Source organism: Streptomyces glaucescens (assembly GCF_002154375.1).
GTDB classification, from domain to species: Bacteria; Actinomycetota; Actinomycetes; order Streptomycetales; family Streptomycetaceae; genus Streptomyces; species Streptomyces glaucescens.
The window spans coordinates 1-6328 of record NZ_MUND01000565.1 but is presented as its reverse complement, the minus strand read 5'-3'; the positions used below and the strand labels follow the sequence as shown (position 1 = coordinate 6328).

7 protein-coding genes are annotated in these 6328 nt (G+C 70.6%); 6 read left to right on the top strand and 1 reads right to left on the bottom strand.

Annotated features, from left to right (window positions below; all coding sequences use genetic code 11):
* The first annotated feature begins 136 nt into the window (after positions 1-136).
* From CCN42_RS31955 to CCN42_RS31945, 3 genes are all read left to right on the top strand, one after another.
* Entirely contained in the window at positions 137-976 is an 840-nt protein-coding gene (locus CCN42_RS31955) for a dienelactone hydrolase family protein (protein WP_086740838.1), read from the top strand.
* A 144-nt stretch (positions 977-1120) separates the two neighbouring features.
* A complete protein-coding gene (locus CCN42_RS31950) occupies positions 1121-1381 on the top strand; it encodes a hypothetical protein (protein ID WP_086740836.1) in 261 nt (86 codons plus the stop codon).
* Positions 1382-1395: 14 nt separating this feature from the next.
* Entirely contained in the window at positions 1396-1929 is a 534-nt protein-coding gene (locus CCN42_RS31945) for a hypothetical protein (RefSeq protein WP_086740834.1), read from the top strand.
* Positions 1930-1965: 36 nt separating this feature from the next.
* On the opposite strand, the gene CCN42_RS31940 is transcribed toward CCN42_RS31945, so the two are convergent.
* Positions 1966-2736 carry a GntR family transcriptional regulator gene (locus CCN42_RS31940; RefSeq protein ID WP_245877563.1) on the bottom strand — a complete coding sequence of 257 codons (771 nt, stop codon included), beginning with the start codon at positions 2734-2736 and terminating at the stop codon, positions 1966-1968.
* Between the two features lie 479 nt (positions 2737-3215).
* Between CCN42_RS31940 and CCN42_RS31935 the strand changes: the two genes are divergently transcribed.
* The 3 genes from CCN42_RS31935 to CCN42_RS31925 all read left to right on the top strand — a co-directional run.
* Entirely contained in the window at positions 3216-4487 is a 1272-nt protein-coding gene (locus tag CCN42_RS31935) for an extracellular solute-binding protein (RefSeq protein WP_086740830.1), read from the top strand.
* A 48-nt stretch (positions 4488-4535) separates the two neighbouring features.
* Entirely contained in the window at positions 4536-5624 is a 1089-nt protein-coding gene (locus tag CCN42_RS31930) for a carbohydrate ABC transporter permease (protein WP_086740828.1), read from the top strand.
* A gap of 92 nt (positions 5625-5716) precedes the next feature.
* Positions 5717-6328 (top strand): carbohydrate ABC transporter permease (locus CCN42_RS31925; RefSeq protein WP_245877562.1); only part of this gene is annotated, 612 nt, incomplete at its 3' end.

Here is a 6328-nt window from a genome sequence, read left to right as displayed (position 1 = left end):
ACCCCCTGGTGTCCCGGCCGGCCCCCGGTCACCGACCCGCGTAGCGCTCGACCCGCCTCGCGCATGGCGAGATTACCCCTGGCCCCGGCGATCCCGCCCCTCACCCGGCGACCGGCCCCGGGACCAGGCTGTCCCCATGAGTCTCACGAGCAACGACGATCCGATCACCGACTTCACCCGCCGCAGCGTGGCCGTGGAGGGGGTGGAGAAGACGGTGTACGTAGCCGGGGACGGGCCCGCGGTCGTGGTGCTGCCCGAGATGCCGGGCATCAGTCCCGACGTCCTGCGGCTCGCGCGCTGGGTGCGGGACGCGGGCTTCACCGTCCATGTGCCCTCACTGTTCGGGACGGACGGCGCCTTCCCCACGGTCGAGGGCGGCCGCGAGGTCGTCCGCCGCGCCTGTGTCAGCGCCGAGTTCCGCGCCTTCGCCGGGGGCGGCACCAGCCCGGTGACGCTCTGGCTGCGCGGCCTGGCCCGCCAAGCCCACACCGCGTGCGGGGGGCCCGGGGTGGGCGCGATCGGACTGTGCTTCACCGGCAACTTCGCCCTCACCATGGCCGTGGAGCCGGCGGTGATCGCCCCGGTGGTCAACCACCCGTCGCTGCCGCTCGACGACCCCGGCGGACTCGAACTCGACGCGGCGGACGCGCGCGCGGTGCGCGACCGGCTCGACCGCGACGGTCTCACCGTCCTCGCCTACCGCTTCGAGGGCGACCGCTGGTGCACGGGGCAGCGCTTCGCCGCCTACCGGTCGCTGCTCGGCGACGCGTTCGACGGGCGCGTCCTCCCCGACAGCGCCGCCAACCCGGCCCCGCCGCCCTTCTTCGCCGATCTGGTCGGCACCCCGCACAGCGTGGTCACCGCCCATCTCGTCGACGAGGCGGGCCACCCCACGGTCCGGGCCCGCGACGAGATCCTCGCCTTCCTCTCCGACCGCCTGCACCCGGACGGGAACCGACCGCTGCCCGCCGCCTGACCCGGTCCGGGTCCGCGGGGGAGGTGCCGTCCCGTGGAGGCTCATCCTCCGTATAGGGAAGCCCACTTGGCGGCTTGGCGTAGTACCCCGGGGGTAACCGAAGCGTGCCAGGGACACACCCTCACACTCTCGGAGGAACCGTCCATGACACGAGACAAGTCCCAGCACGAAACGGGACTCGGCACGCTCGAACCCGGTACCAGACAGCGCGCCCAACTGCCCGCCCGGATCGCCGACATCGCGTGGACCGCGCTGTGGGTCCTGGTCGCCGCGTGGGCGGTCTGGGCCTCCGTCGGCGCCGTGCGCGGAACGACCGCGTGGGCTTACAGCGCCGCGGCCTGGGTGCTGCTGGCCGTCGCACTGACGATGCGGGTCCTCGTCGTCCGCCGCCGGACACGGACATAGCGAGGAGGCAGCCCGTGGAACGCGTCAACGACTATCTCGGCAAGCACCTGTGGTTGCAGATCACGCTCTCCGTGCTCGTCAGCAGCGCCGTGGTCCTGCTGTTGTTCCCGGAACGCTCGGTCGCCTCGGTCGTGACCCGCATGGCTGTCGCCTCACTCGGCGGTGTCATCGTCCTGACCGTCGTACGGAGGAAGGAGAAGCGGGCCGCCGGAGGGTCGGTGGACGACCTCGTCTCGCTCGACCGGAAGCTGCGCCGGGGCGAGGTACCCACCGACGCCCGGGAGCGGCAGGCCATGCGTGACGTGGTCGAGCAGCGTCTGCACCGCACCCGCCACCGCGTCGCGGCTCAGATCGTCCTCGCCGTCATGTGGGCGGTCCTCGTGGTGCTCATGGCACTCACCGCGGGCCCGCGGCAGGCAGTCGGCATGGCCGTGGTCGCCGGAGCCTTTCTGCTCTGGCTCATCCTGTACGGGAATCGCCAGTACCGGCGGCTGCGCACCATGCGCGAGGCGCTCACCACCGACGCCGGACAGGAAGACCCGCGGTAAGGGTCCCGAACGGCCGAGCCCAAGGGCAGGACGCATCTACCCCTGCACGTCTCCGAGTGTCGAGGCCGCGACCGGGTTGCCGTGGGTGAAGTCGCCGGGCGGGATGCCCGGATGGTGCCCGGCCGGCGGCTCGGCGGGTGCCGCGTCAGCGGCGAGCTTCAGGCGGGAGACGATGCGGTAGCGGTCACCGCGATAGATCGAGTGGACGTACTCCACAGGCCGCCCGGTGGAGTCGCTGGTCAGGCGCTCGAAGAGGAGGGCGGGGAAGAGTTCGGGCACGTCCAGTACCTCCGCCTCGGCGCGCGTCACCACGGTCGGTTCGATCGCCTGCGTCGCCTCGCTCACGTGCACGCCGTGCTGGGTGCGCAGGTGCTGGTAGAGGTCGCCGTGTTCCAGTTCGCGAGCGGTGAGGCCGGGGACCAGGGCGGCGGGGATGTGCAGGTGCTCGATGGCCATCGGGGAGCCGTCGACCAGTCGTAGCCGGGCCACGTAGAAGATCTCGGCGGCGGGGGAGAGGCGCAGTTTGCGGCCCACCCGGGCGCCCGCCGGCATGGTGGTGAACTCCAGGAGCCGGCTGGTCCAGGTACCGGCCGCCTGCGGAACACTGAGCGAGTACCGGTCCTGCACGAGTTCCTGGGTGATCTTCTCGGGAGCGACGAACACACCCCGGCCGTGCTCGCGGACGAGGATGCCGGCGGTGACCAGTTCGTCGACGGCTGCCCGCAGCGTAGGCCGTGAAACGCCGAGTTGGACGCACAGCGTCCGCTCGGAGGGGATGGCGTCCCCCGGATTGCGCTCCTCGACCATGGTCAGCACCGCGTCGCGGACCCGCTCACGCTTGAGCACGCCGCCGGGGCGGACTCCGTCCGGCTCGCCCTCTCGGGGCGCCGCGCCCGGCCGGGGCGTCTCGGATCCTCCCGTTCCCGCGGCACCGGTCGCCGTGGCCGTTGCCGGTTCCCTGCCGCCCATCCGCGCTGTCCCCTCTCCCACGCCGGTACGCGTGGATGCATCTGACCAGCTTCCGGCATCCTGCCGCAAGAGGTCACTGGTAAGGACCAGTTCACGTCTCCCGATCGGCTGTGGATCGAACCGTGAACCGCGATCATGCCGCTGATCGCCGTCAAAGTCCTCTGTGTTGAGAGGGGTTGACGGCCTCATTGGTCCATGCCAGTTTCTTCCCTCACCAACATGTCACTTGTCCAGTTGGGCAAGTGGTCAGGTCCCTGGGGTGCTGCTCCGCCTGCCCCGTAGTACCGCGTCATCCCTGAGCAACTTCGAGGTGAACCGTGAAGTTCCGCATGCTCGCCGGTACGTCGTCCCTCCTCGTGCTGACCGCCCTCCTGAGCGCCTGCTCCTCCGGCTCCGGCGAGACCGCCGACGGCAGCGGTGGCGCGTCCGAGCTGACCGTGTGGCTGATGCGGGACAGCGTCTCCGCCGCCTTCCAGAAGGAGTTCACGGACGCGTTCGCCAAGGCCCACCCCGACTTCGACCTGAAGATCCAGATCCAGGAGTGGGACGGGATCGGGCAGAAGGTCACCGCCGCACTGGCGAGCAACGACGCCCCCGACGTCATCGAAGTCGGCAACACCCAGGTCGCCCAGTACGCGCAGAGCGGCGGCCTGGTCGATCTCACCGACAAGAAGGCCGACCTGGGCGGCGGCACCTGGCTGAACGGGCTGGGCGAGCCCGGTGCCTGGAAGGACAGGCAGTACGGCATCCCGTACTACGCGGCCAACCGCGTCGTCGTCTACCGCAAGGACCTCTTCCAGCGGGCCGGCGTCGACCCGGCTGAACTCCGCACCAGGGAACAGTGGCTCGCTGCCACGCGCAAGCTGAACAGGGGTGATCAGCAGGGCATCTATCTCACCGGTCAGACCTGGTACGCACTCGCCGGCTTCATCTGGGACGAAGGAGGCGACCTCGCCGTCCAGGAGGGCGGGACGTGGAAGGGCGCACTCGACACCCCCCAGGCGCTGGCCGGTATGCGGTTCTACGAAGAGCTCCAGGCGCTGGGCAAGGGCCCCAAGGACGCTGACGAGGCCAACCCGCCGCAGGCCGAGGTCATGGCGGGCGGCAAGGTCGCCCAGATCATCTCCGTCCCGGGCGGGGCGAACGTCATCACCGAGCACAATCCCGAACTCAAGGGCAAGCTCGGGTTCTTCCCCATCCCGGGCAAGACGGCCGACAAACCCGGCGCCGTCTTCACCGGCGGCTCGGATCTGGTGATACCGGTCGCCTCACAGCACCAGGACGCCGCCTACACCTTCATCAAGGAACTGACCGGCGACATCTGGCAGAAGAAGCTGGCCCTCGCCATGAGCTACGTACCGAACAAGACCTCTCTCGCCTCCGCCGTCGCCTCCGACCCGGGGGCCGCCGCCATGGCCGTGGGCGCCGCCCAAGGCCGTGCCACGCCCAACACGCCCGGCTGGGCGGCCGTGGAGGCGGAGAACCCGATCAAGGACTACATGACGGCCGCGCTCACCGGCGGCGACATGGAGCGGGAGGCGGCCAAGGCGTCCGAGGAGATCACCCGGGCGATGAACAGCGCGTCCTGAGCCGTCATCAGCCGTCACCAGCGGACGCTTTCGTCGAGAGGAGGAGCCGTGTCGGCAACCAAGGCCGGCCGCCCCGGCCGGGCCCGCAAAGCCGGCCAGGCCAGCCGGGCGGGCGAGACCGGTGAGTCGAGCAAGGCCGGTGAGGCGGGCGATGAGCGAGCCGCCCCGCGCCCCGGCCTCCGCTCCCGGCCGGCCCGGGCCTGCCTCCCGCCGCCGGTCCGCCGCCGCACCGGCGATCGCGCGGGCGGCGACCGCTCCGGCCCCTGGCCCTACCTGCTGGTCGCGCCCGCCGTCATCGGCATGCTCTACCTGCTCCTCTACCCGCTCGCCCGCGCCGTCCTGATCTCCCTCCAGGACTTCCGGCTGCGCGAACTCATCGCGGGGGACGCCGACTTCGTCGGCCTGGACAACTACCGGACCTTACTGACCGACCCGCGGTTCTGGACGGTCGTACGCCGCACTTTCCTGTTCATGACGGTCAACGTCGTCCTCATCATGGTGATCGCGCTGCTCGTGGCCCTGATGGCCGAGCGGCTCGGGAAGGCTTGGCGGACCGTCGTCCTCAGCTCGCTCGTCCTTGCCTGGGCGATGCCGGTGGTGGCGGCGACCACCGTCTTCCAGTGGCTGTTCCACTCGGAGTTCGGCGTCGTCAACTGGGCGCTGACCTCGCTGGGCGCCGAGTCCTTCGAGCGGTACCCGTGGTTCGCCGACGGCACCGCCGCGTTCGCCATCCTCGTCACCCTGGTGGTCTGGCAGTCCGTGCCGTTCGCCGCCATCACCCTCTACTCCGCGCTCACCACCGTCCCCGCCGAACTGCACGAGTCCGCGCGCATCGACGGAGCCGGGGGCCTCAGGGTCCTGCGCTCGGTTACCTTCCCGATGATCCGGCCGATCGTGATGCTGGTGCTCTGCCTGGAGGTGATCTGGACCTTCAAGGCGTTCGTGCAGATCTGGGTGATGACCAAAGGCGGCCCCGGGGACGCCACCACCATCCTGCCCGTCTACGCGGTGCAGACCGCCCTCTCCGGCCAGCGCTACGACCTCGGCTCGGCGGCGTCCATGATCACGGTCGTACTGATGTCGGGTGTGCTCGTCCTCTACTTCCGCCAGATGTTCCGACAGGAGAACGAGAGTTGAGCAGCGTCCGCGCCTCCCGTGCCACGGCCGGCGCCTTCCGTGCCACGACCGGTCCGCCCCGTGCCACGGCCGGCACCCCGGTCCGCCGCCGGCTGCGGCGCCTCCCGCTCCACGCGGGCGCCGCCCTGACCGTGCTGGTCTGTGTCTTCCCCGTGTACTGGATGGCGACGACAGCTCTCAAGCCGTCCCGGGACATCCAGTCCTCCGAGCCGCGGCTCATCCCGCACACCTGGACGCTCGAGCACTTCCGTACCGCCGTGGAGGCCGAGGGGTTCGGCCAGTTCTGGCGCAACAGCCTGCTCGTCACGGCCGGCGCCGTCCTGCTGTCCCTGGTCGTCGCCCTCGGGGCGGCCTTCGCCGTCGCCCGGATGCGGTGGCGCGGCCGCCGCCCGTTCGTCCTCGCCGTGTTCATCGCCCAGATGGCACCGTGGGAGTCCCTGATCATCCCGGTCTACATCATCGCCCGCGACACCGACATGCTGGACCGGCTCGTCACCCTGACGCTGGTGTACTTCATGGTCACCCTCCCCTTCACCGTCATCGTGCTGCGCGGCTTCATCGCCACCATCCCGCCGGAACTGGAGGAAGCCGCGCAGGTCGACGGCTGCACGCGGCTCGGGGCGTTCCGGCGGGTCGCGTTCCCGCTGCTCGCCCCCGGTCTGATGGCCACCTCGCTCTTCGGTTTCATCACCGCCTGGAACGAG

Coding starts and splice junctions, on each gene's coding strand:
- CCN42_RS31940 (WP_245877563.1), bottom strand. CDS start 2,736: ATGGTCGAGGAGCGCAATCCGGGGGACGCCATCCCCTCCGAGCGGACG.
- CCN42_RS31955 (WP_086740838.1), top strand. CDS start 137: ATGAGTCTCACGAGCAACGACGATCCGATCACCGACTTCACCCGCCGC.
- CCN42_RS31950 (WP_086740836.1), top strand. CDS start 1,121: ATGACACGAGACAAGTCCCAGCACGAAACGGGACTCGGCACGCTCGAA.